19 protein-coding genes are annotated in these 26,783 nt (G+C 56.0%); 8 read left to right on the forward strand and 11 right to left on the reverse strand.

What is annotated here, in order from left to right; all coding sequences use genetic code 11:
- Nucleotides 1-40 precede the first annotated feature (40 nt).
- The 5 genes from urtB to ACPXSQ_RS15250 all read left to right on the forward strand — a co-directional run bounded on the left by urtB (nucleotide 41) and on the right by ACPXSQ_RS15250 (nucleotide 6,591).
- Nucleotides 41-1,606 carry an urea ABC transporter permease subunit UrtB gene (gene urtB, locus ACPXSQ_RS15230; RefSeq protein ID WP_014595298.1) on the forward strand — a complete coding sequence of 522 codons (1,566 nt, stop codon included), beginning with the start codon at nucleotides 41-43 and terminating at the stop codon, nucleotides 1,604-1,606.
- The gene (urtC, locus tag ACPXSQ_RS15235) at nucleotides 1,606-2,682 is read left to right on the forward strand and encodes an urea ABC transporter permease subunit UrtC (RefSeq protein WP_013024537.1); all 1,077 of its coding nucleotides are present in this window, start codon (nucleotides 1,606-1,608) and stop codon (nucleotides 2,680-2,682) included. The genes urtB and urtC overlap by 1 nt, the downstream gene beginning before the upstream one ends.
- Entirely contained in the window at nucleotides 2,675-3,466 is a 792-nt protein-coding gene (gene urtD, locus ACPXSQ_RS15240) for an urea ABC transporter ATP-binding protein UrtD (protein ID WP_014595297.1), read from the forward strand. Before urtC ends, urtD begins: the two co-directional genes overlap by 8 nt.
- On the forward strand, nucleotides 3,467-4,165 hold the full coding sequence (gene urtE, locus ACPXSQ_RS15245; protein WP_013024535.1) for an urea ABC transporter ATP-binding subunit UrtE: 699 nt from the start codon (nucleotides 3,467-3,469) through the stop codon (nucleotides 4,163-4,165).
- A gap of 308 nt (nucleotides 4,166-4,473) precedes the next feature.
- A complete protein-coding gene (locus tag ACPXSQ_RS15250; protein WP_015700994.1) occupies nucleotides 4,474-6,591 on the forward strand; it encodes a TonB-dependent siderophore receptor in 2,118 nt (705 codons plus the stop codon).
- 37 nt (nucleotides 6,592-6,628) lie between these two features.
- On the opposite strand, the gene ACPXSQ_RS15255 is transcribed toward ACPXSQ_RS15250, so the two are convergent.
- From ACPXSQ_RS15255 to rbsK, 7 genes are all read right to left on the reverse strand, one after another.
- Nucleotides 6,629-7,861, reverse strand: a complete 1,233-nt coding sequence (locus ACPXSQ_RS15255) for an MFS transporter (RefSeq protein WP_015700995.1) — start codon at nucleotides 7,859-7,861, stop codon at nucleotides 6,629-6,631.
- Between the two features lie 80 nt (nucleotides 7,862-7,941).
- Nucleotides 7,942-10,293, reverse strand: a complete 2,352-nt coding sequence (locus tag ACPXSQ_RS15260; RefSeq protein ID WP_426144130.1) for a GNAT family N-acetyltransferase — start codon at nucleotides 10,291-10,293, stop codon at nucleotides 7,942-7,944.
- A 1-nt stretch (nucleotide 10,294) separates the two neighbouring features.
- Nucleotides 10,295-11,587 carry a lysine N(6)-hydroxylase/L-ornithine N(5)-oxygenase family protein gene (locus ACPXSQ_RS15265; protein ID WP_019106389.1) on the reverse strand — a complete coding sequence of 431 codons (1,293 nt, stop codon included), beginning with the start codon at nucleotides 11,585-11,587 and terminating at the stop codon, nucleotides 10,295-10,297.
- Nucleotides 11,588-11,597: 10 nt separating this feature from the next.
- Nucleotides 11,598-13,151, reverse strand: coding sequence for a pyridoxal phosphate-dependent decarboxylase family protein (locus ACPXSQ_RS15270; RefSeq protein ID WP_019106388.1), 1,554 nt, complete (start codon nucleotides 13,149-13,151; stop codon nucleotides 11,598-11,600).
- Between the two features lie 659 nt (nucleotides 13,152-13,810).
- A complete protein-coding gene (locus tag ACPXSQ_RS15275) occupies nucleotides 13,811-14,824 on the reverse strand; it encodes an aldose 1-epimerase family protein (protein WP_029570990.1) in 1,014 nt (337 codons plus the stop codon).
- Nucleotides 14,821-16,146, reverse strand: a complete 1,326-nt coding sequence (fucP, locus tag ACPXSQ_RS15280; protein WP_426144131.1) for an L-fucose:H+ symporter permease — start codon at nucleotides 16,144-16,146, stop codon at nucleotides 14,821-14,823. Before fucP ends, ACPXSQ_RS15275 begins: the two co-directional genes overlap by 4 nt.
- Before the next feature lie 9 nt (nucleotides 16,147-16,155).
- Nucleotides 16,156-17,073 carry a ribokinase gene (gene rbsK, locus ACPXSQ_RS15285; protein WP_013024527.1) on the reverse strand — a complete coding sequence of 306 codons (918 nt, stop codon included), beginning with the start codon at nucleotides 17,071-17,073 and terminating at the stop codon, nucleotides 16,156-16,158.
- Nucleotides 17,074-17,458: 385 nt separating this feature from the next.
- Here rbsK and deoR point away from each other — a divergent pair, with 385 nt between their 5' ends.
- Nucleotides 17,459-18,223: a DNA-binding transcriptional repressor DeoR gene (deoR, locus tag ACPXSQ_RS15290; protein WP_024472311.1), complete on the forward strand. Its 765-nt coding sequence runs from the start codon at nucleotides 17,459-17,461 to the stop codon at nucleotides 18,221-18,223.
- A 238-nt stretch (nucleotides 18,224-18,461) separates the two neighbouring features.
- The gene (ettA, locus tag ACPXSQ_RS15295) at nucleotides 18,462-20,129 is read left to right on the forward strand and encodes an energy-dependent translational throttle protein EttA (RefSeq protein ID WP_013024525.1); all 1,668 of its coding nucleotides are present in this window, start codon (nucleotides 18,462-18,464) and stop codon (nucleotides 20,127-20,129) included.
- 36 nt (nucleotides 20,130-20,165) lie between these two features.
- On the opposite strand, the gene ACPXSQ_RS15300 is transcribed toward ettA, so the two are convergent.
- Nucleotides 20,166-21,062 carry a LysR family transcriptional regulator gene (locus ACPXSQ_RS15300; RefSeq protein ID WP_029570989.1) on the reverse strand — a complete coding sequence of 299 codons (897 nt, stop codon included), beginning with the start codon at nucleotides 21,060-21,062 and terminating at the stop codon, nucleotides 20,166-20,168.
- A 95-nt stretch (nucleotides 21,063-21,157) separates the two neighbouring features.
- On the opposite strand from ACPXSQ_RS15300, the gene ACPXSQ_RS15305 reads away from it, so the two are divergent.
- Nucleotides 21,158-22,159: a zinc-binding alcohol dehydrogenase family protein gene (locus tag ACPXSQ_RS15305; RefSeq protein ID WP_014606636.1), complete on the forward strand. Its 1,002-nt coding sequence runs from the start codon at nucleotides 21,158-21,160 to the stop codon at nucleotides 22,157-22,159.
- 45 nt (nucleotides 22,160-22,204) lie between these two features.
- Here ACPXSQ_RS15305 and ACPXSQ_RS15310 read toward each other — a convergent pair whose 3' ends face one another.
- Genes ACPXSQ_RS15310 through ACPXSQ_RS15320 form a run of 3 tightly spaced genes read right to left on the reverse strand, consistent with a single transcriptional unit; the run spans nucleotide 22,205 to nucleotide 26,781 of the window.
- Nucleotides 22,205-22,960 carry a fimbrial biogenesis chaperone gene (locus ACPXSQ_RS15310; RefSeq protein ID WP_029570988.1) on the reverse strand — a complete coding sequence of 252 codons (756 nt, stop codon included), beginning with the start codon at nucleotides 22,958-22,960 and terminating at the stop codon, nucleotides 22,205-22,207.
- 1 nt (nucleotide 22,961) lies between these two features.
- Nucleotides 22,962-24,245: a fimbrial protein gene (locus ACPXSQ_RS15315; RefSeq protein ID WP_029570987.1), complete on the reverse strand. Its 1,284-nt coding sequence runs from the start codon at nucleotides 24,243-24,245 to the stop codon at nucleotides 22,962-22,964.
- A 7-nt stretch (nucleotides 24,246-24,252) separates the two neighbouring features.
- The gene (locus tag ACPXSQ_RS15320) at nucleotides 24,253-26,781 is read right to left on the reverse strand and encodes a fimbria/pilus outer membrane usher protein (protein WP_033776867.1); all 2,529 of its coding nucleotides are present in this window, start codon (nucleotides 26,779-26,781) and stop codon (nucleotides 24,253-24,255) included.
- Between the last annotated feature and the right edge of the window lie 2 nt (nucleotides 26,782-26,783).

Consider the following 26,783-nt stretch of genomic DNA (forward strand, 5'->3'; position numbering starts at 1 on the left):
TAAGGACTTCCTATGATCGCCTATTTGATGAGGCTCTCCCATGACGCTTCGCCTGTGTTTCTTTAGTTTTTTGCTGCTCCTGCCGCTGTTTGCCAGCGCCGGACCGGCGGCCGACTTCGCCGCGGCGAGCCGCGCTCAGCAGGCGGAATTGCTGCAACAGTGGGCCGCTGCGCCAGATGTCAGCCGGTTGCCGCTGCTTCAGGCGCTGAAAGCCGAAACCGTGGTCACGGATCAGGATCGTCATCCTTTTAGCCAAACCGGTAATGGGCTCCAGCCGCTGGATACGTCATCACAGCCGAAGGGCGCGCTAAAAAAACTGTTTATGAATAACCGGTTGCGCGTGCTGGTCGCCAGTGCGCTCGCCGCACATCAACTGGTGAGCAGCGACGCCAGCGTACGCCTGAGTGCGGCACAGCAGTTACAAAATGACGCCGCCGCCGATCTTCTCCCGCTGATTACGCAACGCCTGAGCCTCGAAAAGGATGCGCGCGTGCATGCCGCGCTGGCGATGGCGGCGGCCAGCCTGCAACTGTCCAGCCCTCAGCCCATGGTTCGGCTGCGGGCGGTGAAACTGCTGGGCGAGTCCGGCGATCCTAACACCCAGGCAAGCCTGCAACGGCTGACCCAGCCCACAGTGGAGCCCGATGAAACCGTACGCGAGGCGGCAACAGAAAGCCTGCAACAGATTAAAAGCCGCCTGATGTGGGGCGATCTGTTGGGCCAGGCGTTTAGCGGCCTGTCGCTGGGTTCGATACTGCTGCTTGCCGCCCTGGGCCTGGCGATTACCTACGGCCTGCTGGGCGTGATCAATATGGCGCACGGGGAAATGTTGATGCTGGGTGCCTACGCGACCTGGATGGTGCAAAACCTGTTTCAGCAGTTCGCGCCGCATTACATCGGCTGGTATCCGCTGCTGGCGCTCCCGGTCGCCTTTGGGTTAACGGCGGTTATCGGTATGGCGCTGGAGCGCACCATTATCCGTCACCTGTATGGCCGTCCACTGGAAACCCTGTTAGCCACCTGGGGCATCAGCCTGATGCTGATTCAGCTGGTGCGGATGCTGTTTGGCGCGCAGAACCTTGAGGTTGCGAACCCCGCCTGGCTGTCCGGCGGATTGCAGGTGCTGCCGAATCTGGTTCTGCCCTGGAACCGTATTGCGGTCATTCTGTTCGTGGTGTTTGTGCTGATCCTGACCTGGCTGCTGCTGAACCGCACGCGGCTGGGGATGAACGTGCGGGCGGTAACGCAAAACCGGGCCATGGCCGACTGCTGCGGCGTGCCAACAGGCCGAGTCGATATGCTGGCTTTTGGCCTGGGCTCCGGCATCGCCGGGCTGGGCGGCGTGGCCCTGTCCCAGTTGGGAAATGTCGGACCGGAACTGGGCCAGGGCTACATTATTGACTCTTTCCTGGTGGTGGTGCTCGGCGGTGTGGGGCAACTGGCCGGCACCGTCGTGGCTGCGCTGGGGCTGGGCATTCTCAATAAAGTGCTGGAGCCGCAAATCGGCGCGGTGCTGGGGAAAATCCTGATTCTGGTCATGATCGTGCTGTTTATTCAAAAACGTCCGCAAGGGTTATTTGCGGTGAAAGGAAGGGTGACTGACTAATGACGCAACCCATCTCCTTACGTCTGGCTCGTCAGGCCCCGCGCCTGACGCTGGGTATTGGCGCACTGGTTACGCTGATGCTGCTGATCATGCCATTTCTGGCGCTGCTGCCGGCCACCCATCCGCTGGCGATATCGACCTATACCTTAACCCTGGTGGGTAAAATTCTGTGCTATGCGGTGGTCGCGGTGGCGCTGGATCTGGTCTGGGGTTATGCCGGTTTACTCTCTCTGGGACACGGCCTGTTTTTTGCGCTGGGCGGCTATGCGATGGGCATGTACCTGATGCGCCAGGCGGCGGGCGACGGCGTACCGGCCTTTATGGCCTTTCTCTCCTGGGATCGGCTGCCGTGGTTTTGGGCGGGCACCCAGCATTTTGCCTGGGCGCTGTGCCTGATTGTGCTGGTTCCCGGCCTGCTGGCGCTGGTCTTTGGTTTTTTCGCCTTCCGCTCGAAAATCAAAGGGGTTTATTTCTCCATCATGACCCAGGCATTGACCTATGCCGGCATGCTGCTGTTTTTCCGCAATGAAACCGGTTTTGGTGGCAACAACGGCTTTACCGGCTTCACCACCCTGCTTGGTTTTAATGTTACCGCCACGGGCACGCGCATCGGCCTGTTTGTCGCGACGGTGATATTGCTGTTAGTCAGTTTAGGCCTGGGTTTTGTCCTGGCACGCAGTAAATTCGGCCGGGTGCTGACTGCGGTTCGCGACGCGGAAAACCGTCTGATGTTCTGCGGTTACGATCCCCGTGGCTTTAAGCTGTTCGTCTGGACGCTGTCCGCCGTGTTATGCGGCATGGCGGGCGCACTTTATGTGCCGCAGGTCGGCATTATTAATCCCGGTGAAATGTCCCCCACCAACTCCATCGAAGCCGCTATCTGGGTCGCACTGGGTGGACGCGGCACCTTAATTGGCCCGCTGCTGGGCGCCGCGATTGTTAACGGTGCGAAGAGCCTGTTTACCGTTGCCTTCCCCGAATACTGGCTGTTCTTTCTGGGGATGATGTTTATTCTGGTCACGCTGTTTCTGCCGCGTGGCGTGATTGGCTTACTGCGCCGGAGAAAAGATGACTGAGCACCCGTATACCCAATCATTTCCCGCCGATCGTCATCGTGTTCAGCGCGATCCGGTGCTGCAACTGGAAGCCGTCACCGTCTCTTTTGATGGCTTTCGCGCCCTGTCCGATCTGTCCTTACAGATAGGCGTGGGCGAACTGCGCTGTGTGATCGGCCCTAACGGCGCTGGAAAAACCACGCTAATGGATGTGATTACCGGCAAAACACGACCGGATAAGGGCCGGGTCATTTACGATCAGGATAATGACCTGACCAGCCACTCCCCCGTTGAGATTGCCCGTCGCGGTATCGGACGCAAATTTCAGAAACCCACGGTGTTTGAAGCGCTGACGGTGTTTGAAAATCTGGAAATTGCCCTGAAAACCACCAAAACCGTTTGGGCCAGCCTGCGCGCACGGCTTAACAGCGAGCAGCGGGATCGGATTGACGAGGTTCTCGTCCTGTTGCGGCTCACCGGTTCGCGTCACCGCCAGGCGGGCCTGTTGTCGCATGGGCAGAAACAGTTTCTTGAGATCGGCATGCTGCTGGTGCAGGAGCCGCACCTGCTTCTGCTGGATGAACCCGCAGCCGGCATGACCGATGCGGAAACCGACTATACCGCCGAGCTGTTCCGTAGCCTGGCAGGGAAACACTCACTCATGGTGGTTGAACACGACATGGGCTTTGTGGAAACCATTGCCGACTACGTCACGGTTTTGCATCAAGGCAAGGTGCTGGCGGAAGGTTCGCTGCGCGAGGTTCAGGCCAACGAGCAGGTCATCGACGTTTATTTGGGGCGCTAAATGTTACAGGTATCTGAACTGCATCAGTATTACGGTGGCAGCCATATTCTACGCGGCCTGTCGTTTGAGGTAAAAACAGGCGAAATCACCTGCCTGCTGGGCCGTAACGGCGTGGGCAAAACCACGCTGCTGAAATGCCTGATGGGATTGATTCCGGCCAAATCGGGTGAGGTACGCTGGCAGGACAAGCCGATCGGGACGCGCAAGCCGCATCAGCGCGTGCAGTCCGGCATCGCTTACGTGCCACAGGGCCGCGAAATTTTCCCCCGTCTCACGGTTGAGGAGAATCTGCTAATGGGCCTGTCCCGCTTCTCCGCCTCACAGGCCAAACAGGTGCCTGATGAGATCTATCAGCTGTTTCCCGTGCTGTTCGACATGAAGTCGCGGCGCGGAGGCGACCTGTCCGGGGGACAACAGCAGCAGTTAGCGATTGGTCGCGCGCTGGCAAGTCGTCCGCAGTTGCTGATCCTCGACGAGCCGACGGAAGGGATCCAGCCGTCGGTGATCAAAGAGATTGGCATGGTGATCCGTCAGTTGGCGCAGCGCGGCGATATGGCGATTCTGCTGGTTGAGCAATTCTATGATTTCGCCGCTGAGTTGGCCGACAGCTATCTGGTGATGTCGCGCGGCGAGATTATCCAGCGCGGTCGCGGCAGTGACATGGAGGCGGAGAATGTGCGCGGTCTGGTCGCCATCTGACATCTCCTCCCCGGCAGGCCAGATCGCCTGGCCTGTCTTCACGTTGTACGTGAAGTGTGTTGAATGTTTCTCCCCCGCCCCGCCCGATACAACCTGCCCGAAAAGGCTTCCCTGACGCACGTTCCACGCGTGTTTACCCCGTTAGCCTGCAATTTCTTTAACAATAACGCTGAAGACATCTTGTAATGATTAACAGTAAAGGAAATAATTCTCATTTGCATTCAATGTAAATAACCTGTTCTTAACACCAATTTTCGCTCCTTTCCTCTGTCGGGAGCGGCGTATCTACCATTTGTAAGGGATAAACAATGAGAATGCCTTTCTGCCGGAAACGGTTAGCGTTGCTGTGTTCCATCGCCATTGCCACACCTGCAGTGACCTTTGCCGCCAACACGCTGGTGGTCACAGCAAAGCCCGAAGAAACGTCGACAACCCCGACAGAAGGCTATACGGCGACCGTCAGTAAAGGCGCAACCAAGACCGATCGTCCGCTGATCACCACCGGGCAGTCAGTCTCGGTGATCACGCGCCAGCAAATGGACGATCAGGGTGCGATGGATGTGAATCAGGCGCTGAATTACACCGCGGGCGCCTTTACGAACTTCGCCGGTGCGGCCACCCGCTACGATACGGTATCGTTGCGCGGTTTCCACGGCGGCGACGTGGATAATATTTTCCTGGACGGCCTGCGGCTGATGAGCGATCCGGGCAGCTACAACGTGCTGCAGGTTGATCCCTGGTTCCTCGAACGCATTGACGTGATCAAAGGCCCCTCTTCTGCCCTGTATGGCCAAACCGTTCCCGGTGGCTTAGTGATGGAGACCTCTAAGCGTCCTCAATACGCGCCTGAAGGACATTTCCGTCTGTCCACCGGCACCCATAACACCAACAGCGCCGCATTTGATTACACCAACGCGATCAACGATCAGTGGGCTTTTCGTCTGACCGGCATCACGCGCAACAGCGATACGCAGTACGATCATACCCGCGAAGAAAAATATGCGATTTCGCCCTCGCTGCTGTGGCAACCGGATGAAGATACGTCACTGCTGTTACGCGCCTATCTGCAGAAGGATCCTTCCGGTGGCTATCACAGCGCCGTGCCGGGTGATGGCAGCATAACCGAGCATAACGGACGTAAGCTCAGCACCGGTTTTTATGACGGCGACAGTACACTGGATCAGTTCAAACGTCGCGAGCAAATTTACAGCGCGGAGTTCGCTCACCGCTTTAATGAAACCTGGGCCTTCCGCTCCAATGCCAGCTATTCCCACTCCAATGTCGATTTGGATCAGGTTTATCAGGCTGGCTGGGATTCTCCGCAGTCTGAACTGCTTAATCGCTACTATTCCGGTTCACGTTCTTCACTGAATGCGTACGCGATCGATAATCAACTGGAAGCCGATTTTGCCACGGGTCCGGTAGATCATAAGGTCGTACTGGGCGCGGAATATCATCAGTACACCAATGATTTGCGTGATGCCAGTGGCTTAGCCAGTCAGCTTAACGCGCTGACAGGCCAGGCCGTGGGGACGAATCCGGCTTACGTATTCCAGAACTCACAGCGCCGTTACTACCAAACCGGTATGTATCTGCAGGATGAGATGAAATGGGACAAGTGGCATCTGGATCTCTCCGGCCGCTACGATCGGATCGTGTCTGAAAACAGACAGTACAGCACCGATACGCAATATCGTCGTCAAGACGATCACGTCAGCGGTCGCGCGGCGCTGCTCTATGCATTCGATAACGGTATCTCTCCGTATGCCAGCTACAGTCAGGCCATTACGCCGCAATCGCTTTCCGGACAGGACGGCAACCTGCTGAAACCGACTACATCTGAGCAGTACGAGGCCGGGATTAAATACCAGCCCGTGGGCACGTCCGATCTCTACTCAGCAGCCGTGTACGACCTGACGCAAAATGATGTGGGTAACCGCGTGGTGGTAGGCTCTTATTACGAACCGGCCGGGAAAGTGCACTCTCAGGGCCTCGAACTGGAAGCCCATAATCAGCTCACTCCGCGCCTGAGCACGCTGGCGAGCTTTACGCTCAACCACGTGCGCTTCAAAGATTCTATCGACGGTAACAACGGTCATACGCCTTACGTGACGCCCAACTCGATGGCTTCTGCGTGGGCGAAATACCAGTTTGATGCCGGGATCAGCGTAGGCGCAGGCGTCCGTTACATTGGTCGGCAGTGGGCAGACAATGAAAACACCACTCGTCTGCCTTCCGCTACGCTGTTTGATGCCTCGGTACGTGCCGATTTAGGCGTCTGGAACAGCAGCCTGAAAGGGGCTTTTGTGCAGGTTAACGCGAATAACCTGACCGATCGCGACTATGTCTCCGCCTGCTATGGCACCGGCTTCTGCTACTGGGGAGCTGAACGCACCATTGTTGCCACCGTCGGCTACGATTTCTGATCCTTCCCACAGGCGGCACCAGGCCGCCTGTCTCACCTCAGGCCGTTACGGTGCTGTGTCGCCGCTGTTTTTCGCGCAGAAACGACCGCACCAGTGCCAGCCATAACAGCCCGCACAGCAGATTAATCAGGCTGAACCAGGCCGTTCCGCCACCGAAGTACGCCGCTTTCACCGCCTCAATGCCCAGCGCAAACACCACCATACTGACCATCCCTAACATCGCCGCGACGCTGCCCTTGCCCGCCCGGCTGGAGAACAATGTCAGTCGGTACAGCCCGGCATTCACCATTCCGGTGCCGAATCCGTAAAGGCTCAGGCCCGCCGTCAGCCATGCCGCGTTGCCTGCATTGATAAAGGTGCCAACAGCGGCCACCGTCAAACCCGCCATAATCGGCCAGGCCCCCAGCCGCAGCGGCTGTTCAACCGGCAGACGGCTGGCAAGCCGCCCCAGCAGCAGATTTCCGGCGATCATCGCCAGAAAGACCGGTAACTGGAGCAGCGCATAATCCATGCGGCTCAGTCCCAGATCGTGAATCAGGATAACGGGAGAAAGCGCTACCCAGGCCAGACAGGGAATCGTCACCAGGCCGATGGCCAGTGAACCGCACATCACCTGGCGATCTTTTAACAAGGCGTAATAGCCGGCAGCCAGGGACTTCAGCGACACGGAGGTGTTTCTGTCGCCCGCCGTTTCCGGCATCGAGAGCCACAGGCCCGTCAATGCCAGAGCAGACAGGGCGGCAAAAAACAGAAACAGCGTGCGCCAGTCCGCAACAGCCAGAAACGCCGTGCCCGCCAGCGGCCCGGCCAGCGGTGCCAGCAGCGCCACGTTAGCCATCAGCGCCATCATCTTTACGCTGAGCGCTTCGTCAAATGCCTCCTGAATGGCGGCATAACCGACTGCACCGATGAAACACAGGCTGATGCCCTGAAGAAAGCGCAGCAGGATAAACTGCCCAATGCTCTGCACCCAGTGGGTTGCGAGGCAGGTCAGCATGAAAAAGGCAACGCCTGCCAGCAGCACCGGACGTCGTCCCAGCTTGTCGGATAGCGGGCCCAACAGCCACTGCAGCAGCATGCCGCCCATCAGGTAAGCGGTCAGTGACGTGGAGACCCACTCCGGACCCACGTGAAATGCCTGCGTGACCAGCAGCATGCCTGGCTGAATCATGTCGTGCGCCAGATAGGTGGCAAACTCAAATAACACCAGCGATAAGGGGAACAGGAAATGTCGACGCGTGAGGCGCGAGACCGGTTGAAAAAGAGCCATCGTGAATAATGTCCAGAAAAACGATAAAAAACGCGGTCGCCTGAGCGACCGCGCTGATGTGAAAGGAGGTCATTATCCCGTTACCGCCATTTGGCGATGGGATTCTCCAGCGTACCGGCAAACTTGAGGTTTTCTGCAGGATCGGACAGGTTAATCATCTGCTGATTGTTCGCCAGTTGCAGGCGATTCAGGCAAGAGCGGGTGAATTCGGGCGCAAACATATCGTAGCGGGCGAACTTACTGGCAAGCTGCGGATGGGCCTGCTGATAGTCCTTGACGCACTGCGCCACCCGCTGCCAGAACTGGGTTTCCGACAAGGTATCAGACTGATGCAAAATCGCGCTGATAAAGCGGAAAATGCAGTCGAAGACATCGGTAAAAATCGACAGCAGCTTCAGATGTTCAGGCACGTCCACCGCCAGCCGCTGCACCTTTTCAGGCAGAACCGCATCCGGATTCATCACCGCAATCTCCTCGCCGATGTCCTTCATGTAGGCGCTGACCGGCACATTGTTTTCCAGCAGCAGAATAAGATTCTCACCGTGAGGCATAAACACCAGATCGTGTTGATAAAAGCAATGCAGCAGCGGGCTGAGATAGCAGTTCAGGTAACGGTCAATCCACTGTTCCGCTGGCAGCCCCGAATCGGCGATCAGCGCCGGTAATAACGGCTGCTGCTGATGATCGACATGCAGAAACGCCGCCATGGTCATTAAACGCTGGCCAGGCTGCAGGTCAGTGACCGGATTATCACGCCACAGGGCCGCAAACATTTTCTTGTAGGCAGAGTCGCCTTTGATCGCGCGTTCGTAATGTCGGTTGTGATAGCCCACTGCGGCCACTTCACGCAGGATGCGGAAATCACAGCGCTGGAGCCAGCTATCGTTTGCCACCAGCGTTTCCAGCCATTCGTTAATCGCGGGCGTGGTCGCCATATAGTAAGGCGAAAGACCGCGCATAAAGCCCATGTTCAGCACCGACAGCGCCGTTTTCACATAGCGTTTCTGCGGCTGGCTGCGGTTAAAGAAGGTGCGAATCGACTGTTGAGCCTGATAGTGGTCCTCACCGATTCCGAGATAAATAATGTCCTGGTTAGCAATATCCGCAGCAAACACCGTCAGCAGTTTATTCTGCCACTGCCAGGGATGGACCGGCATCAGGATATAGTCTTCGGCAACGACGTCTTTGCTCGCCAGCTGAGCGGCGAACTGGTAGAGGGCAGCCTGTCCTAACTCCTCCTGCAACAGCCGCGCATAGCTCAGCTCACTGATGCTGGAGAAGTGAGCATTACGTCGATGCACGGCGACCCAGATCAATCTCACCGGCGTCGCCGCCTCAGGCGCATAAGCGAGATAATCGCGTGCATCAAAACCAATACGGCCGTTATTGGCGACAAAGCAGGGATGCCCTTCCGTCATCGACGACTCCAGGGTCTGGAAGTCCGCCTTCACCAGCGCCTGGCTGTCTGGATTGTTCTTCTGCAGTTTAAACACGCTACTGCACAACGTGCTGCTAATCTCTTCCATATAGGTCGCCAACAGCGCCTGAGGGATGCCGATTTGGGCATTGAACTCTTCAATAAACTGCAGCGCATCCAGCGGTAAACGGTGGCCGTTTTCCTGTTTTTGCAGGGAAGCCACATCGATTTCCCAGTGGTCAAGCGCCAGCCGTTGTGCGGAAAAAACATATTCTGATTCGCCATTCGGCACGGCCAGCTGGTAACGGCCACTGCCGACATCAACAGGGGTGATCAGCTTCTCGTGCGCAAATTCGGCAATGGCTTTGCGAATCAGTAAACGGTTGGCCTGCAGCCAGTCATGTCCGGTGAGGTGTGAACCGTTCAACAGCGGTGTGGTGTTATTCATAAGTGAATCCTGCAGTAGGGCCTGCTGATAATCATCGCGCTGGCAGAAAGCCAACCAGGCCGTTTTATGTCCCATATCAATGGTGTGCTGATAGCGAAAACCCGCACGTTTATTCAGGCGATGAATTTTGTCATTGCGCACGTCCGGCTCGACCACCACGCGGTTAACCTCGGGGCGGCTGAACATGTAGTCCATGACCGTGCTGAACACCTGCCAGCTAAACTGGCTGACCGGTGTCACCGCGGGCGCGATCAGAATATGCATGCCGTAGTCGTCTGGCTGGGCGGGATAATGCCTGCCGACCTCATCCTCACTGGCACGATAACATTCGATAAGAAACGCCGGTTCGCCATCGCAGCAGCCGATTAACGCCGCATGGGGATCTTTTGCCGTCAGCTGTTGATAGAATTCGGCGACCTGCTCTGGCGCGTGATCCTGCATTCCCCAGAAGCGGGCGTAGTCGCGCGTGACCCAGCGGTGAATAAGCCTCACATCAGCGGGCAGCAGGGGACGAAGAGTAAACTGACCCGCTGGACGGGCCGCAGTGAAAAGTGTGGACTGTGACATATTAGTGTTCCGTTTGGGCCGGGAAAGTCTGGAAGGCGATTTGACGCTCAACGGGATAAACTTCCCGCCCGGTGAGTTCACGCAGGAGCACCGAGTTGCGATAGCAGGCCATGCCAAGATCCGGCGTCACAAAACCATGCGTATGCAGCTCCGCGTTCTGGACGAAGACCTGGTTGTGCAGGTCGATACTGTAATTGCGCTGGACGTCGTAACGGCCCTTCTCATCCCAGCGCAGACGCTGGCTGATGCCTTCGATAAACATCGGCGGGCGATACTGATAACCCGTTGCCATGACCAGGCCCTGAGTACGACGCGTGTAAGCACAATCCTGTTCCTGATGATGCAGCGCGAGTTCACATTCACCGCCTGGCAACCAGCGCATACCGGTAAGTTCAGAATGGGTGAACAGGTTAACGTCTAGCGCGCCATCCAGTTGCTTGACGTACATCAGGTCGTAGATGTCGTTGATTAACGTGCTGTTAATGCCTTTGTAGAGATTTTTGTGGCGCGCGTTCAGCGCATCGCGCTTCTCCCCCGGCAGCGCGTGGAAGTAGTCGACCCATTCTGGCGAGGTCATCTCCAGGGTCAGTTTGGTGTATTCCAGCGGATAAAAACGCGGCGCGCGGGTGATCCAGTTCAGCTGATAGCCAAACCGATCGATGTCCGTCAGGAGATCGTAATAGATCTCTGCAGCGCTCTGCCCGCTTCCCAGCACGGTGAGGGTGCTTTTTTTCTGCAATTCCGCTTTGTCTGCCAGATACTGGCTGGAATGGGTGAAACGCGACTGGTGCGGTCGGCTGCACGCCGGCACCCAGGCGGTGGGTCCGGTGCCCAACACCAGCTTACGGGCCAGCCACTCTTGCTGCTGACCCGTGAGCGTATCCACCGAGCGAACGCAGTAACACTGTCGGGCATCGTCGTAGCTTACATAGTCTACGCGCGTGTTCCAGCGTAAATTACTCAGCTGTGAACAGGCCCACTGACAGTACTGGTTGTACTCTTTACGCATCAGGAAGAAGTCTTCGCGAATGTAAAACGAATAAATTTTCCCTTTCTGTTTCATATAATTGAGCAGGCTATAGGGATTGGTGGGATCGGCCAGCGTCACCAGGTCAGCCATAAAGGGCGTTTGCAGATGCGCACTCTCCAGCATCATGCCGGTGTGCCAGTCGAATCCCGAATTTTGATCCAGAAAAATCCCCTTCAGCCCCTCAACCGGTTCGCTCAGGCAGGCCAGGCTGAGATTAAAAGGACCGATACCAATACCGATAAAGTCATACACCTGGTTGTTCATTGCACCGTTCTCACTGGTTAGCCACGGGTAATGTCACGTCACGCGCCTGTTCTCGACCGTAATGGGCAATCAGGGCGATCACATCTTCAATGTCAGCCACCGAGGTGGTGGGATTCAGCAGGGTAAATTTCAGGTACTGCCGCCCCTCCACTTTGGTCCCGGCAATCACCGCATTACCGGATCGGAACAGCGCCTTGCGGATACCGGCGTTGATGGCGTCCAGCTGTGCGGGATTCATGCCAGGGCGTGGCACGAAGCGGAAGATTTGGGTGGTCAGTTCAGGCGCATGCAGAACCTCAATCGCCGGATGGGCGTTCAGCCGCTGATGGGTTGCCTGAGTCAGCGTCAGAATGGTATCTAATGCCTCACCCAGTGCAGACGGCCCCATAATGCGTAAGGTCAGCCACATTTTCAGCGCGTCAAACCGACGCGTGGTCTGAATACTTTTATTGACCAGGTTTGGCGTCCCTTCCTGCTGGGCGCTAAGCGGATTGAGGTAATCAGCATGGTGCGTCACATGGCTAAGGTGCTGTTTCTCGCGCACAAAGAACGCGCCACAGCTTACGGTCTGGAAGAATGACTTGTGGTAATCCACCGTCACCGAGTCGGCTTTTTCAATGCCGTTGAGGCGCTGGCGATGCTGTTCGGAAACCAGGAGGCCGCAGCCGTATGCCGCGTCGACGTGCATCCAGATGCCGTGCTGCTGACAAAGTTTCGCGATGCTTTCCAGCGGATCGATACTGCCGAAATCGGTGGTGCCGCTGGTGGCAACGACGGCGATGGGGATCAGGCCCTGCTCATGACAGCGCTGAATCTCCTGCTCAAGCTGCACGCTGTCCATGCGGTAATGGTCGTCATACGCTACCGGGATGACCGCATCGTAGCCCAGGCCGAGAATGGCCATCGATTTCTGGATGCTGAAGTGGCTCAGTCTGGAGGTCAACACGCGCCATTTTGCCGCATCGGCAGGCAGGCCCTGATGTTTGATCAGGTGGCCCGGATGATGTGCGGCGCACCAGCTGTCGCGCGCCAGCAGCATCGCCATCAGGTTCGACTGCGTCCCGCCGCTGGTAAAGATGCCGTCTGCGCTCGCAGGCAGACCGATGCGGCCCAGCGTCCAGTCAATCACCTTCTGTTCTATCAGCGTTCCGCCCGCACTCTGGTCCCACGTATCCACGGAGCTGTTGACTGCCGCCATGATCTGCTCGGCCAGCAGAGACGGCAGTACAACCGGGCAGTTAAGGTGCGCCACGTATTTGGGATGGTGGAACCAGACGGCATCGCGCAGATAAAGCGTCCGCAGCTCTTCCAGCGCGGCCTCGTTATTTCCCAGCGGCTGGTCAAGATCGACAGCGCTGAAAGCCGGAGCCAGCTCGTGGGGCAGAATACCGCTGAAGGGCTTTTCAACGCGCTGAACGGTGCTGGAGATCAGCGCCAGCGCCTCTTGCGTTTGCTGATGCCACGCAGGGATTTGCGCGTCGTTAAAGATAAAGTCCTGAGCAGTCAGGACCTCATCAGGCAGATGTCGGCGAGGCACCGACAGATTTTGCTTACGTAACACCATATCCTGTTCCTTTGTTAAAGACGTAGGCCGCCCGGCCACCGTGAAAACAGGGCAGCAGCATGCGCCAGACCGCGCGAGTCAGTTCAGATTCAGTAACCTTTAGCCGAGCTGGCTAACCCATGAGATCAAGAAAATTAAGAATTTATGTTTAAAAAAATCATTAAAAACTACATTTTATGTGGTTAATTTGCATTAAATATGCGCTTTTTAACGATAATGACAACATTAATAATAATCATTATCATTCAACTTTTAAAAGGGTAAGCATTCTCATAAAGGTGGCTAATGTCTTTTTATGTGATCTTGATCACATAAAACAGCTTATATTCGGCGCTGGAAGAGGAAGAGATGGCGAAAATCACCTCCATCGGTGCGAAAACAAAAGAAGAAGGGCTCTCAGCCGGGCAAAAAACAGGAGGCGTGACGGCGGGGTTCTGATATGACGCGGCATATCGGTGTGTTTATCCGGTCTGAAGAGGCTGGCTTCAGTAAGAAGCCAGCGCGAACGAAGATACCGACAGGCTTATCCAGCGCGTTTCGCCACAGGGATTATCCGGGGCGCATGACGCTCCCGGAATCCCTGGGGAAAAAGACGATGCGGTAACAACAGCCTGTTTCACCCGGTAAGGTTGCGACCCTGAAGCGTCGCCTTACGGGTTTTACAGCAGACCGGTTTCGACCTGAAAATGGCGCTGCTCGCCGGGCATCAGCACGATTAACGTTCCGGCGCGCGTTGCCGCAGCAAAGCCTTCGGGACGGCAGGTGGCAGGCAGCACATGGGCAGCAACCTGTTGATCCGCGTTATGCAGTATCCAGCGCGTGGCATGTGGGAACTGCGCAGTAGAAAAGCGGGTCATCAGGGCGTAACCGTCCGGAGAATGGAGTTCAAACTGAACGTTCTCACCGTACTGCGCCAGATGATCGGCAAAGAAGACAATCTCTGGATCGTACATCTCGGGTTGATCCAACCGGCGTAAAGCTGCGGGATCGCTGGCAAGGGAAGCGGTAAAAGCGGTCCATTGCGGCGTGGGCCGCACATGTGCCGGTAGGGAGCGGCGCAGCTGAAATGCCTCATCCGGTATCGTCTGCCTGAACTGCCCCTGCGCCACCCACGCGCTGTTGATGTGGCACATGTACTGCAACGGCATCGGCGCGCCAGCCAGGTTGGTGACGCTCATCTCCAGCACCAGTCGTGCCTGACTGGCCCCTAATCTTACCGCCGGAGCCGCCCGATAGTGGTGACCAAACCCCTTGATGTATTCGGTTTCGCCCTCCACCGAAAGTCTGTCGCCCTCCAGCACAATCCATGCTGTATCCATGCGTGCGCAGGCCATTTCGCCGTGCAGCGCGTGCGTGTCTTCCGCTGCAGGGCAGCCATTCGCCAGCAGGCCAGAGTGAAAGGCAAAGCAGCCATAGGTATCGATAATCGAATCACCCGGCAGCGGCTGTTTAAAGCGATGTCCCATGGTTAATGCGCGGCCGTCAAAATTCACGTCCCACACCATCTGGCCCAGAAACGGCAACACAATTACCGTGCCCCGTCGGTTGTGAATGCGAATGGCTTCAATGCCCGCAGGATAACGAAACAGCTCGACGCTGAAGTCCTCGCTCTCCAGCAGCAGGCAAGGCGTGTAGGTGAACTGTTCGCGACAAAGCGGTAAACGGGTTTTCATCGCCCCTCCTCCGCCAGGTTTCCGCTAAGGCGAGGCTGCTTTTTGTGGCGCAGCTCGCCCCAAAAATAGAACCCAACCCATGCGAAACACAGCAGCGATACGCCGAATGCCAGCTGCATCGATCCCAGGTGATCGGAAACAAAGCCCTGCAGCGCGGGCACAAAGGCCGCACCCACAATGGACATCACAATAAATGCTCCCGCGACTTCGGTGTATTTACTGTCAACGGTCGCGAGCGTCCCGGCATAGATCGTCGCCCAGCACGGGCCAAACAGCACGCTGACAAACACCGCGGCGTAGACTGCTGTGAAATTGGGCACCAGCATCACGTAGCCCAGCGTTGCGATGCCAAGGAGTGAAAAGGCGATAAGCACTTTCTCTGGCCGGAAACGCGTCATTAAAATGTTGGCGACAAACTTGCCAATAAAGAAACAGATAAAGCTGTAAATCATAAAGCTGGATGCCTCGCGCTCATTGGCAGCTCCCAACGTAAGCGCCAGACGGATGGTAAAGGACCACACCGCCACCTGCATACCGACGTACAAAAACTGCGCCAGAATACCGCGTTTAAAATGGCGATTTTTAGCCAGATAGCGAAAGGTTTCCCCCAGCGTTGGCAGCGATTTTTCGTTGCTTTGCGGCTTGCAGCGTGGATAGCGGGTGAACATAAACAGCAGCATGACAACCACCAGCACCATCACCAGATATTTATAGGGTTCCAGGGTATGTTCCAGCATGGACAGGCGGAAAGCATGCGCCTGCGCCGCCGTCATGTTTGCCATTTGCGTTTCCAGGCTTTCTCCATCCTGAAACACCAGATATTTTCCCAGCACAATGCCCATCAGCGCCCCCACCGGATAAAACGTCTGACTGATGTTAAGACGCAGCGTGGCATGCTGACGCTGTCCGATCATTGAGCTGTAGGTGTTCGCCGCCGTCTCCAGAAAGCTTAACCCAATGGCAATGGCAAAAATCGCCGCCAGAAACATGGTGTAGGTTGCCATATGCGAGGCGGGATAAAACAGCAGGCAGCCCAGGATGTACAACGCCAGACCGGCTAATATAGCCAGCTTGTAACCGGTTTTACGGATCACCAGCGAGGCAGGAATCGCAATCAGAAAATAGCCGCCGTAAAAGGCGCTCTGCACCAGGGCGCTGGCAAAATCGCTCAGGGCGAAAACGCTTTTAAACTGCGTAATCAGAATGTCATTCAGGCTTGCCGCACAGCCCCACAAGGGGAACAGGCAGGAAAGCAGAATGAACTGGAACAGCGGAGTCTTATTTAGATAACCGTCATTTTGCTGAACAATGTTCTGGTGCATGGCTGTACCTCACTGAAGGTCAAGAAAGCGCTGAAATTCCGCTGTATCAGGATAAGAACGTTGTGTGCCGCGCGCCGTCACGCTACAGGCCGCGTAGGCGGAGGCTTTGGCCATCGCCGCAGGAATATCGCCCGTTTTCACCAGTTCATGAGCGAAGCAGCCGATAAACGCATCACCCGCACCGCTGGTATCCACTGCCTTAACCGGCACAGGCGCAACCTGGTGCTGTGTCTCTCCGGTCATCCACAACGATCCGCGACTGCCCAGCGTAACGATCAGGTTTTTCAGGCCACGTTTCAGCAAGGATGCACCGGCCAGCCTGACGTCATCATCCGTCCCCACCGGCATCCCGGTAAGAATTTCCAGCTCCGTCTCATTGGGCATAAAAAAGTCGCACTGGCAGGCATAGCGGATATCCAGGTCTGCCACGGCGGGCGCAGGGTTGAGGATGACGCGAATATCATGCTGACGGGCAAAATCGATAGCGTAGTAAACCGTTTCCAGCGGAATTTCGAGCTGAAGAATGATCAACCGACAGCGTTTCAACGCATCACCCGCAGCATCAATATCCGCCGGCTTGAGGTGCTGATTCGCGCCTTTGATAATTAAAATGCGGTTTTGCGACTGATCATCAACAAAAATGGGGGCCACGCCGCTGGAAACCCCTTTTTCGGTTGTGACATAACGCGTATCCACGCCCTGCTGTTGCAAATTAGCCAACGTGGTGGGCGCAAACAGGTCATCGCCGACTTTACTGACCAGCATCACCTCGCCACCCAGTTTTGCTGCCGCCACAGCCTGATTGGCCCCTTTTCCCCCACAGCCAATCGCAAAATCGGGTGCCTCAAGCGTCTCTCCAGCTTTAGGAAAGCTGTTGGTATAGGTGATTAAATCCACCATGTTTGAACCAATAACGGCGATATCCATTTTTCCCCCGGTAATGAACAGCTAAAATGTTATAAAAATAACACTATCAATTCAACGGCGTTTAATATGTGATAAATTTCACATTTAACGTGACAAGATTCCGCGATATATCGGATTTCTCGCCCTCAAGATGTTACTATTATAACAAAGCAAGCTATCTGAACGGCGCGTTATTCTTAGCTTTAGTGCAGGTTTGCGGGGTAATAACATTGCGGGTAAGATGAAAAATCTTACCCGGTGAGCACGCAACACCTTATATTTTTTGAAATTTGTCACAGCCTCAATAAAACCACGGCGATTTCAGGTAAATTTAATTGCGCGATAACAATGTGACAGGCACTGACGTATGACGTCTTCTTCAAGGAATACAGGTTCAGAAATGACAATGGAAACCCGCCGCGACGAACGCATTCGCAAACTGGCTCTGGCACTTAAGCGCACCGATAAATTACATCTGAAAGATGCCGCACAGCTGCTGGACGTCTCCGAAATGACCGTGCGTCGGGACTTAAGTGAACCGACATCGAGCGTGGTATTGTTGGGCGGTTATATTGTGAGCGATCCCCGAAACCACGCCGGACACTATTTCATCTCCGATCAACATGGCCAAAATGCGGCCCGCAAGCAGCGGCTCGCTCAGGCAGCAGCCAGCCTGATTAGTGAAAACGACACGGTGTTTTTCGACTGCGGCACCACCCTGCCCTATGTCGTGGATGCGATTCCGGATGAGCTGCCCTTTACCGCCATCTGCTGTGCCATGAATACCTTTCTGGCGCTGAAAGAAAAACCCGCCTGCAACGTGATCCTGAGCGGCGGGGAATTTCATGCAGACAATGCCTTATTCACGCCCGTCGGCGGCCATTCCATTCTGGATGACCTGTGTCCCAGCCTGGCGTTTATCTCTGCGGCTGGCGTAGATCGGGATCAGGGAGCGACCTGCTACAACCTCAACGAGCTGCCGATGAAACACCATGCCATGCTGCGCGCCCGCCAACGTATTTTGGTTGCCGACAGCAGCAAATATGGCAAAGTGCTGCCCGCGCGCATTGGCGAGCTCGCCCGCTTTGATTTACTGGTCAGCGACAGCGCGCCCGAACCCGCCCTGCGTGAGTGGTTAACCCAACAGCACATTCCCGTCCGCCTTCCCTGACGCTTTTCTGTCACGCGGCGGCAACAGGCTGTTGCTAAATTCTCGTCGCGGACAGCAGACGCGCTGCGCTAAGGCGGCCGTTTGCTGCTCCGTCTGACAGCGGACACAAATCAAACAGTTACGCCCGACTGCGCGACTGCGCGGAATTATCCCGGCCCATCGGCTGTGAATAGGCGGCGAAAAAGGCTAAACTTCGACATCATCCAAACGACAAACAGACCCAGAGGCTCAATACAACGTGGCTCAATTCGTCTATAGCATGCATCGCGTCGGCAAAGTAGTTCCGCCCAAGCGACATATTCTCAAGAACATCTCCCTTAGCTTTTTCCCCGGCGCGAAAATTGGCGTACTCGGCCTGAACGGTGCGGGTAAATCTACGCTGCTGCGCATCATGGCCGGTATTGATAAAGATATCGAAGGTGAAGCTCGCCCACAGCCCGGTATTAAAATCGGCTACCTGCCACAGGAACCGCAGCTTAACCTTGAGCACACCGTGCGCGAGTCCGTTGAAGAAGCCCTGTCCGAAGTGGTCGGTGCGCTGAAACGTCTTGATGAGGTTTATGCCTTATACGCTGAAGAAGATGCGGATTTCGATAAGCTGGCTGCCGAGCAGGGACGTCTGGAAGAGATCATTCAGGCACATGATGGCCATAACCTGAACACGCAGCTGGAACGCGCCGCCGATGCCCTGCGCCTGCCGGACTGGGACGCAAAAGTCGCAAACCTGTCTGGTGGTGAACGTCGCCGTGTCGCGCTGTGCCGCCTGCTGTTGGAAAAGCCCGACATGCTGCTGCTGGACGAACCGACGAACCACCTGGATGCCGAATCTGTCGCCTGGCTGGAGCGCTTCCTGCACGACTTCGAAGGGACCGTGGTAGCGATTACGCACGACCGCTACTTCCTGGATAACGTTGCTGGCTGGATTCTGGAACTGGACCGCGGCGAAGGTATTCCGTGGGAAGGTAACTACTCCTCATGGCTGGAGCAGAAAGATGCCCGTCTGGCACAGGAAGCCTCTTCCGAAGCCGCACGTCGTAAATCCATCGAGAAAGAGCTGGAGTGGGTACGTAAAGGGCCAAAAGGCCAGCAGTCTAAAGGCAAAGCCCGTCTGGCTCGCTTTGAAGAACTGAACAACACCGACTACCAGAAACGTAACGAAACCAACGAGCTGTTTATTCCGCCGGGTGCCCGCCTGGGTGACAAAGTGCTGGAAGTCAGCAACCTGCGTAAATCCTACGGTGACCGCGTCCTGATTGACGGCCTGTCGTTCTCCGTACCGAAAGGCGCCATCGTCGGCATCATCGGCCCGAACGGCGCCGGTAAATCAACGCTGTTCCGCATGATGTCCGGTCAGGAACAGCCGGACTCCGGCGAGATTGTGCTGGGTGAAACCGTGAAGCTGGCTTCTGTCGATCAGTTCCGTGACAGCATGGATAATGCCAAAACCGTATGGGAAGAAGTCTCCGGCGGTCAGGACATTATGCGCATCGGCAACACTGAAATGCCAAGCCGTGCCTATGTCGGACGCTTTAACTTTAAAGGCGTGGATCAGGGCAAACGTGTCGGCGAGCTGTCCGGTGGTGAGCGTGGTCGTCTGCATCTGGCAAAACTGCTGCAGGTTGGCGGCAACATGCTGCTGCTCGATGAGCCAACCAACGACCTGGACATTGAAACCCTGCGCGCGCTGGAAAACGCCCTGCTTGAGTTCCCTGGCTGCGCCATGGTGATCTCGCATGACCGTTGGTTCCTTGACCGTATCGCGACCCACATTCTGGATTACCAGGATGAAGGCAAGATCGAGTTCTTCGAAGGTAACTTTACCGAATACGAAGAGTACAAGAAACGCACGCTGGGCGCGGATGCGCTGGAGCCGAAGCGTATTAAGTACAAGCGTATTATTAAGTAACACAGGGGCGGCAGCGATGCCGCCCTTCTCTTTTCTTCAGTGGTAGAATTCGCGAAACACTGGCGACTGCAACGCAAATTCAATGTACTTCATCAGCGCAGGTGAGTTCAGTTTTCGGCTGGGATACACCAGCCACAGTTCATTCCCCTCCATTTCCCATTCCGGCAAGACCTGCACCAGGCGCGCATCATGCATCTCTCCGTCGATTAAAAAGCGCGGCAGAAGCGTAATACCGGCAGTGCCTAACGCCGATTCGCGTGCGTACAGTAAATTGTCGGTGAGGTGTGCAGGCGGGAGCAGCCAACGGTGATACTGATCGTGCCGTTTTAGCACCCACTCGTTCCAGGCCCGGTGCGCAATGCAACGGTGCGCGGCCAACTGCTGAGGATGGGTCACCGGAGGATGCTGATCGAGATAGGCTTGCGCGGCCACCAGCGAGCGCTGGCAGTAGCCAACGCGCCGACCAATCAGAGACGACTCCTGCGGCTGGCCGGTGCGCAAGGCCAGATCAAAACCGTCCTGCACCAGATCGCGGATATCATCCGAAATGGAAATATCCAGCGTCACATCCGGATAGCGCCGTAAAAACGCGGCGTTGCAGCGGGCCAGTAAGGTTGCGCCAATACCCGCCGGGCTGGTAATGCGCAGGCGACCGCTGGGATTTTCCCGCAGACTGGCAATAGCCTGCTCAGCACGTTCGCTGGCCTGCATCATCTCCTGGCAATGCAGCAGGTAGCGTTCGCCCGCAAACGTCAGGTTTAACTGGCGCGTGGTGCGGTTTAACAGGCGAATGCCCAGCCGCTGTTCAAGCTGGCTGATGCGCTGACTGACGCTGGATTTGGGTAAGCCCGCCCGTTCTGCCGCGGCGGTAAAACTGCCACACTCTGCCACTAACGCAAACAGCGCCATATCCTGCCACTGACGAAACGCCATTGTTCACCTCAGACGAACACGCTAATAACGATTGTCCATCTTATCAGTATCGCCTCAGGGTTCTACACTTGAGAAAACACTACAGGAGATAAACCATGTCTGTTCGCGCGATTGCCGTCGATCCCGAAAACCCAAAAAACTTCGTCGAAATTTTTCCAGAAACCCTCACGCCTGGCGAATATGACCTGCGCGTCCAGGTGAAAGCCGCCTCGGTCAACCCGGTGGATACCAAAGTCCACAAAGGGGCGATCAAAAATGGTTTACAGGTGCCGCGTATTCTTGGCTGGGATGCCAGCGGTGTGGTACTGGAAACCGGCAGCAAAGTCAGCGGCTTTAAGCCAGGCGATGAGGTTTACTACGCGGGCGATATTACCCGCCCGGGCAGCAACAGTACGGAGCAGTTGGTCGATTCACGCATCACCGGCCACAAACCGAAAACCCTCGACTGGGCGGCTTCTGCCGCTATTCCCCTGACGGCGCTGACCGCATGGGAAGGCCTGTTTGAACGGCTGGATATGGCCGCCGCACGTGAAGATCAAACACTGCTTGTCGTGGGCGGCGCTGGCGGCGTCGGTTCGCTGGCCATTCCGCTGGCAAAAATGCGCAGCAAAGCCAAAGTGATTGCCACCGCCTCACGGGAAGATTCCGCCCAGTGGTGCCGCGATCGCGGGGCAGACCTTGTCATTAACTACAAAGACATGGTTGGGGAGCTGGAAAAGCACGGTATCAAACAGGTCGATTATATTTTCTGCCTTAACGACACCGACGGCCATTGGGAAACCATGAGCCAGCTCATCGCCCCTCAGGGCCATATCTGCACCATCGTCGAGAATGAACATCCGCTGTCGATGGATCAACTGAAGTTAAAAAGCGCCGCACTGCATTTTGAGTTCATGTATACGCGCAGCATGTACAACACGCCAGACATGGCGCAGCAGGGTGAAATCCTCAATACCGTCGCCAGCCTGCTGGACGAAGGCAAGCTGCAAAGTACACTCAACGAAACGCTTCATGGCCTGAGTGTGGAAACGCTTGAGACCGCTCACCAGCGCGTGCTGGAAGGCCATATGCGCGGCAAGGTTGTCATGGTTTACTGATCACTCGCGGGTGCCAGACAATAGGGGCACCCGCGTACGGTTATTTTACGGGGAAGCCGAAGCCTGGCTCAACGTTGCCGTGAAAACCTGAGGATTCCCCTGATCGTCCAGCGCGGTAAAGTTAAGGCTGCCCTCACCTGTGGCTAAAGGCGGCGCATCACCCATGAGGGGATACGCTTTATGGGTGAAAGGTGCCAGCGTTTTATCCCCGTCCAGATAAACGGGATAACGTTTCCCCCCTGCCGTCACCGTCATTTTTCCCGGCGTAAAAAAGTAACGGCTATGATTCATGGCCTGAATAAAAAACTGTCCCTGCTTTTTTCTTACCTGAAAGGTGACCGCGTTTACCCGTGCCGCAAAGGGCGTAATGTCCGTGAACGGCCGGTTAATCACTTTAAGCTGAGTGTTCAGCGCCATGCTGATCTTGTCGTTGCCCGCCCGTAGCGTGCTTTTTTTCACTGCGCTGATCTCGTAAAGATTGAGCCAGTACAGGGATTCCCGATCCTTTGGCAGCTGTGCGGCCAGCTCGGTGCGCAGAACCGCAATCTGCTTTTTTTCATCTTTATTCAGCGTAAAAACGCCGGGAAGCGCAACAAAGGGAAAGGCTTTACTGCCGGGTGATCGTTCCGGTGAACCGCCGTCTATCCAGGTCTGGATCAGTACAGGCGCGTCACCACTGTTGACCAACAGCAACGGAATTTGTACCTCGCCAGGATGAAAGATGAGCCGGCTTTGCTGTGGAATCACTGCGGCATGGGCATGAATCGCGACAGACATAACTAACCAAAAAAACGTTTTCATGTTATTGCAGCCGAATAAGGATGGATGCGGTCGCATCAACACGGCCCGCCGTCACTGTTTGACCGGGAATCTTTGCAAGACGGGCACTGAACGTACGCTGGTACAGCTTTTCGTCACTCTGCTGGCCACCGCTGATGACCTGCGCATCCTCCAGTACCGGCCGCCAGCCCGCATTACTGCTGAAGCTGCTCCAGCTCAAAAAGGAGACAGGCTGACCACTGGACGTCTGTAACTGAATGCCGACGCCTTTTGCCAGTGAAGGATCGCTGTCATAGCGATCGGACACCAGGTAGCGCGAAAGCCCGTCTCCCGTCGTCAAACTCAGTTGCTCGGCCTGCAGCCAAGCCGCGTAACTTGGCTGGAAGCCCAGAGAGAGCTGGCCTGAGTTAATACCCGAGATGTTCTCGGTCCCGTTTGCACAGGCCAGGGTAATGCTGAGCGGCGCTGTCACGGCCTGGCCTTCATTAAGCCCGTTGATGCTGATGCCAGGGAAAATGACGTTTGCGGTATAATTTTCCACCCGGCAGCCCTGGGTCATATTTTGCGTCAGGGTGGCGACCGGCGCGGTATTCATCCCAAAGGCCATGTAACGTCCGGAACCCCAGGTTTCAAAATGGTTCCAGCTGTCCTGACCCGCTTCGGGCACATTCATTCCCGGCCCCATAAACACCACATAGCCATTGGGCTGATTACAACTGTATGCGCCGGTATAATTATCGGCTGCCGCCCAGGGGCAGCCCCATGACGCGTAACCGGGCGTGCGGTTGTTGCTGTCGGTACGAATGAGCTCCGCGCTGATGGGGCTGAAATCGCGCCCCCTGATCTTGATTTTGTTCCCGTCTATCTCATACTGCGTGAGCGGCACTTTTTGCCAGATACGGGTAAAAGGCTTACCACTGCGCACGTGAACCAGCTTTAATGCGGTAAAAGGAAAATAGGTCTGGAAATAGTTGTTCCCCATGTCCCAGGCACCGCCAACGTTGCTGTCACCGTTGGTGGCGAAGACTTCAAACAGTTGGTCTTTATCAGCAAGGTCACACTCGTACAACACGCGATCGGGATTATTGTTAGCCACAGACGGCACCACCCGAAACACCGAACGGGCCAGCACGGTGCCGGCGGGCTGATAGCGAAGATTCATTAACCCGATATTGCCGAAATTCAGGGGCGCACCACAGGCATCACAGCCTTGATCGACCGGCTGTATACGCGTGCAGGTCGCGTGAGCCGGGAGCCACACCGTCCAAAAAAATACTGTTATTACCGCTAAAATGCGCTTCATCATTTATACCTCAGATTCTAAAACGACAGACGGCATCCGCGTAGGTGATCACCGCGTCGGGCTTGGGTTTCGGGATGCGGTAATCAATTAAACAGGTTGACTGTGCGCCCTCTCCCCAGACGGCCTTCAGTTGCCCCTGAGTTTTAGCCACCCGCAACCAGGCATTGCCGCCCTGACCAAATGTCCCCACCCGATTGCCCGACTCGTCCAGCAGATCTGCGCCCATCGGCACCGTGTTATCGCGATTGGTGCGGGTCTTTAACATGAGCGGATAACCGCGTAAGGTTCTGAACGACACCTTCACCATCGCACCGGCATAGGGCGCGACGATTTTCTCGCTGTCCTGTATCTCAACATGGCTATCGCTGCCGCCGGCTCCCAACGAAATCCGGTTGTAGTGATAGGGGTTAAGCGACGGCACCAGGGCATAGCCGAAGCGGTCGATCTCGGTACCCTGGCTGTTGAGAACGTGGGCGTTCCTGGCGCCTTTCGCTTCGACAAGGGCGAAGGTGTCGCCGAGATAATTGCCCAGCGTCACGCCGCCGCTGTGGATCACTGCTGCGCCCATCGCGTTAACGGACATCTGGTTAAACCGCGAAGAGGTCGATGCGGTACCGGTCACGCTGGCTTCTGAAAACTTTTTGCCCAGGCTGCCACTTAACGTCGTATCACGTTGCTGCTGATCGCGATTCACATTCACGCTATAGCTGGTGCCGCTCTCGCCGCTCAGTCCGCTGAGCGACGCGTTGTAGTTACTGCCGTTCTGGCTTCCCCGCGTGCCGCCCAGAGCCAGATAGGGTGAGGTGGCGTCCGAGCCCAACGGCACAGAGAGGCTGACCTGCAACTGGGTATCTTTATAAAAGGTATCGTCTGCATGCTGGGCCATCACCGCCATGCGCGGATCGGTTGAGTAGGCTCTGCGCGAATACTGGCGGGAGAGCGAAATATTCAGCGCGATATTTTTGGGCAGCACCGTGCCATAGCCGACCTGAAACTGCGTCGTCCGGGAGCGTCCATCATAGTAATTTTGCTTCGAGCCAGAGAGATAGACATTGCCCCACTGCCCCAGCGTTTGATTAAGGGTCATTTGCAGGCGGTTACGCTGCATATATTCGCTGTTGATAAGGTTGCGGCCAGGCGTTTCTGCATTATTCAGTGCAATCACGTCGTTAAGGTCCCGGTAACCCTGAGTGGAATACTGGTATCCGGCAAAGGTCAGTGTGGTATTGGTAGGCTGAAAGGTTCGACTGTAACTCAGTGCGTAACGCCATCCCTGGGTCGACTCACCGCCGTTCAGATCGGCTTCAGAATACGCGCTGTTAAATCCCACTGCGCCGATGTCAGAGGCCCAGACGCCGCCGGCCAGCAAAGCATGATAGCGTTGGCCCAGCCGTACGCCGCCATTAAGGGTGATGGCGTTGGTCAGTCCGTGCTTAACGGTTAATTCGGTAAAGGCGTTGTATTTACTGTAATCCCTGACTTTACCGGCAGCAAAGTTGTAGTCCGTCCGGCCAGGACGCAGCGACTGCGGTAACACCGCATAAGGCACGCTAAATCGATGAAGGCTGCCGTCAGACTCCTGAACCTCAACGCTGAGATCGCCGCCATAGCTCACCGGACTCAGGTCATTGATGATATACGGACCCGGCGGCACGGTTGTCTGGTATATCCGCTGCTTGCCCTGCCAGATTGTTACCCGTGCATTACTGTTTGCCACGCCGCGCACCACCGGGGCATAACCCCGAACAGAATCCGGCAGCATACGATCGTCAGAGTCCAGACTGACGCCGTTAAAACTGACAGCAGTAAATAAGTCACCGTTACTGAAAAGTTCCCCTATCCCCGCCTCACTTCGTAAAGTGGGCAGCGCACGTTGCACCCAGGCCCGGGCGCTTTGCCAGCGATTGCCGAACTCGTCATGGGTGAAATTCCCCTGCTGACGGAAACGCCACATCCCGACGTTCATACCACTGTTAATGCCCAGATAGGTGGATTCAAAACGCTGCGCATTTTTATAATCGGAATAAAACTGGTTAAGGTTGTAATTCACGAAAGCCATGGTATCGCCCGCCGTCAGGTTTTCGGGCGCGATATAGCCTACGGGCCGCTGGACCAGCATCGCCTGAGGAATGGTCACATCCACGCGTAAGCTTGCCGTATTCACGTTGACGGTCGCGCCGGGCAAAAATGCCTCAGGCCGTGCGCAGTCTTCCGCCTTCAGGGCTGACAGATAAGGGGTTTTGACGCCAAACGCCCGATAAAACGGCGAGGTAAGACACACGGAGAGCGGCCCCTCGGCGCGCACGATTTGCAGAGCCGTGGATTGCTGGAACTTACCATTGAGGTAAAGATCGACATCGTAACGGCCAGGCTGAAACCAGGCATCCTGTGAATCAACGGGCATCGCAACCTGTCCCGGCATCATTTCACGGATTAAAGCAGGATCAAACGTATAGTCATTTTGCGCATCAGCCGCCTGACTTGCCCAGGCTGCAATCAGGCTTGAAGCGAAGAATAACAATAATGTGGCTTTATTCATTT

Origin of the sequence: Pantoea sp. EEL5, from assembly GCF_049892805.1 — a bacterium.
Taxonomy (GTDB): domain Bacteria; phylum Pseudomonadota; class Gammaproteobacteria; order Enterobacterales; family Enterobacteriaceae; genus Pantoea; species Pantoea ananatis.